The sequence below is a fragment of the Nitrososphaerales archaeon genome (assembly GCA_025058425.1).
Lineage (GTDB): Archaea > Thermoproteota > Nitrososphaeria > Nitrososphaerales > JANXEG01 > JANXEG01.
Map to the genome: position 1 here is coordinate 1 of JANXEG010000075.1, position 3736 is coordinate 3736.

At 42.2% G+C, this 3736-nt stretch carries 4 protein-coding genes; 2 read left to right on the forward strand and 2 right to left on the reverse strand.

Annotation, left to right across the window (positions count from 1 at the left end):
• Positions 1–74: 74 nt before the first annotated feature.
• Positions 75–392, forward strand: coding sequence for a M20/M25/M40 family metallo-hydrolase (locus NZ896_06585; protein MCS7117112.1), 318 nt, complete (start codon positions 75–77; stop codon positions 390–392).
• Positions 393–461: 69 nt separating this feature from the next.
• Here NZ896_06585 and NZ896_06590 read toward each other — a convergent pair whose 3' ends face one another.
• Both NZ896_06590 and NZ896_06595 read right to left on the reverse strand, forming a co-directional pair.
• A complete protein-coding gene (locus NZ896_06590; GenBank protein ID MCS7117113.1) occupies positions 462–1973 on the reverse strand; it encodes a hydroxymethylglutaryl-CoA synthase in 1512 nt (503 codons plus the stop codon).
• Positions 1970–3193: a hypothetical protein gene (locus NZ896_06595; protein MCS7117114.1), complete on the reverse strand. Its 1224-nt coding sequence runs from the start codon at positions 3191–3193 to the stop codon at positions 1970–1972. Before NZ896_06595 ends, NZ896_06590 begins: the two co-directional genes overlap by 4 nt.
• Positions 3194–3378: 185 nt before the next feature.
• On the opposite strand from NZ896_06595, the gene NZ896_06600 reads away from it, so the two are divergent.
• A partial coding sequence (locus NZ896_06600) for a hypothetical protein (protein MCS7117115.1) occupies positions 3379–3736 on the forward strand: 358 nt, incomplete at its 3' end.

The window sequence follows — 3736 nt, forward strand, 5'->3', positions numbered from 1 at the left end:
AACTCGATAGAATGTTGATACCCGGTGAATCATAAGAATCTGCTTTAAAAGAGCTGAACGGAATCATCGAAGATTTGAAGAATAGGGATCCGAACTTTCAGGCATCGGTTCGTATAATCAGCCATGCAGATCCCTATGAAATCTCTCCCGATGAGCCTGTAGTTAAAGCGATCGAAAGGGCTTTGATATATCTTGGCCAAAGGCCTGAGTTGAAAGGAAAGGATGCAACGACCGATGGGCATATCTTTGTCAATAAAGCACACATACCAGCCGCTATCTTTGGTCCTGGTGATGAATCTTTGGCCCATACAAATTATGAATACGTGGAAATTAATAAAGTACTTATAGCAGCGAAAGCATACGCACTTATCGCCCTCGATCTGTTAGGTTAAATAGGTTAAATCTGCAATACAACTATCAACCTATCAAATCTTACCGAATCGAATAAATTTAATAATTTTTTATGAAGTTTTCTTATCCTTCCATTCACGATAAGTATAGTAATCCACGTATTCTCTGTGAGGATTCTCGATCTGATCTTGCACCTTAATCAACCTTTCTCTCTTACTCTCAATATTCTTCGTAACGGTAAAGATGTATGCATCACTCCCTGCTCCTGAACCATAGCTCACCATCAGTATTTTATCGTTAGGTTCAGAGATATCGAGGACGGCTCCAAGAGCAGCCAGGCTCGATCCAGAGTAAAGATTCCCGATCTTCTTCACGATCAACCCTGGCTCGATCTGCTCCCTCTCAAATCCTACCTGAAGGGCAGCGGCCATCGGAAACTTTGCATTTGGCGAATGTAAGACTACATAATCGATATCTTTTGGAGATAGGTTCGTATCTTTTAAAGCTCTCTTCATCACTGTACAGACATGCTTAAAGTAAGCAGGTTCCCCTGTGAATCTACCACCGTGTCTCGGATACTCCCATCCATCCCTTCTGTAAAAATCGGGCGTGTCGGAAGTATATGAAATATAGTAATCTAGAGTTGCGATGACATCTCTCTTACCGATGATGAAAGCTGCCGCTCCTGCACCTACACTTAAATCTAAAGCATCACCGGGGGCTGCTTGTGCATTATCGGAGCCTATGATCATTACATACTCGCCATTAAATGTTGGGTAATTCACCAATGCTGCGGCATCGATTATTAAATCTGTAGCCGCTTTACATGCAAATTGAGTATCTACACCACCTGAAAAGAATCCTCCATCAAATTCTTCACCGAGTTCTAAAACCTGGGCAACGGTAGCCATCGATGGTTTTACCACGTACGGTGTCGACTCTGAACCTATATAGCACTTCTTTATATATCGGCTATCGATCGCCGAGTGGATTAAAGCCCTTTTACCCGCTTCTACAGCGAAGGTTGTCGTGTCTTCATCAGCGAAAGGAACTGCCCTCTCTAAAATACCCAACTCTTTCGAATCTTCGTCACCCTTTATTCTAAACTTCGGTATATAAATACCATATCCCACTATACCCGGTTTATCTTCCTTCTCAGAAGGTCTCATCACTTTATACTCCTGGTAAGGATAGTAATCATCTTCGAATGAGAAGTTAAAGCTTGAGTAGTAAATCAGTCCACTACTCCCATCCTCATAGATCCTTCTAAATCTCGGTATGACCCCTTTTCCGATATATTGGCTAATATCTACCTCATCGTTATTCTTCAACCGATGATCGGTGATTCTACCCGGAATCTTCACAGCTCCATCATCGAATGAGGCTATGCATGAGATGAAAGATTTAAGGTGATTGAACTTGTTCGTAGGTTTACGGATTACAGAACCGGTGTAGAAAACACCTTTGCTATAAAAATAATCATTCTCCGCCATTTTACTCATCCTTCCCTCAACGTTGCAGAAGGATTTGGGAGGGAAGTAGACTTTACCGCACATCTCACACTTACTCGCTTTAATTCGATAATCTATCATGATCTTCCTTCTTGTAATCGGCTCACTCATAGATCTCTCACCAATATATGAACATTCGCTATACCACCAGTCCCGCCTATATTATGACATAAGCATGCGTTCAGATCACCATCTACATCGACCTGGTTGCTACCGGCCTCGCCTCTAAGCTGTTTGAAACATTCATACACTTGCCTTACTCCAGTCGCACCTATCGGATGGCCATCGGCCTTCAAACCTCCACCCGGGTTTACGATCATTTCACTTCCATTATTCACGTAAGGTATATGCTTCGATCTATTGAAAGAATTGTAACTTTCATATACAACTTGCCACGCTTTACCTTTTTCAACAAAGCCCGAATCTTCGAGGAATAATACTTCTCCTATCGTGAAGCAATCGTGCACCTCTGCAATTTTAATATCACGGATGGAAAGTTTCGATTCGTTCAAAGCTTTCTTAACGGCTATTTGAGTAGCATACATTTCAGTCATACTTGCTCTACTGTAGAGTGAAATATCATCCGTAGCCTGGCTACTGCCCACGATATAGATGGGTGTATCGGTATACTTCTTCGCCAATTCTGGTTTGACTAGAATTACCGCTACAGCGCCATCTGTGATCGGTGCACAATGAAGGAGTCGAATGGGGTCTGCGATCAATGGCGAATTCAACACTTTATCGACGGTAACTTCGAATCTGTACTGTGCGTATGGGTTATTTACGGCATGGTGGTGATTCTTACACGCTATTTGGGCTAGAGCCTCCTTACACCTTCCATCACCACGCCCATACTCATAGATGTATCGTGCCATGATAGATGCGTATAAACCTGCAAAGGTGAATCCTGCATCGAATTCATGTGAATCACATGCGAACATCGTATCATCTACGATCTTACTCACTCTATCGGTCATCTTCTCAATACCCCCAACTAGAACGACATCATACTCACCAGACTTTATACTGATACATGCATTGTACAATGCTGACCCTCCTGATGCACACGCCGCCTCTATACTCGTCATAGGTATATTGATACCCAATTCACGAGACATATAACTTGGTATCAGGGCCAGCTTGTTCGTTACTTGGCTCAAGAAGCTGCCGAAGAAGCACCCTTCTATATCCTTCCTCCTTAAACCATGATCTACAGATTCCAGAGCTTTCTCACCTGCTTCGGTCAATAACTTTTCTGGATTTGCATACCATAATTCGCCAAACTTCGTTCTACCAGCACCTACGATTGCAGCATAAGGCGTACGACTCAATCCTTTATTACTACCCCTGGATTTAAAGCAGATCTAACGGCATATAAATTATTTATCTTGATCTTTAGCTATTTCGACTATAAACGAATAATTAATAACCAAATACCTTATCTTTAAAGTATTGATAACGCTATAAGAGAAAGGCTTTTCAAGAACTATATAAGTTTAATAATTGGTCATCGCGATTGAGAACCTTGCTCATCATCCCAAGAATGTATAGTGAGATTGAGTTAGGTGCCATTCTAGGTACGATACCGGACGATTTTGAAGATAAGAGTAAGCGGTACTGGAAGTATGTAGATGAGAAATTGAGCAATTTTACGTCAAAGATAAGTAAGGTTTACTATGGTTCTCTCTCCAAAGGTGGTGAAGAGGGTTTGAAGTTCTTAAAGGCTGGAAATCAACCGGGTTACGAGCAGGTCAGAATGCTGGTAGATGCAGGTGCAGAGCTTCTTGCCACCGAAGATCCAGTACTGGTGGAGGAGACGATGTCTTGGCTCCGTATGGTTGAAGATGAACCTAAGGGCCCGATTCAACAGATGA

Excerpts from the sequence above, each read along its gene's own strand:
- NZ896_06590 (MCS7117113.1), bottom strand. The coding sequence starts at position 1,973 with ATGAGTGAGCCGATTACAAGAAGGAAGATCATGATAGATTATCGAATT.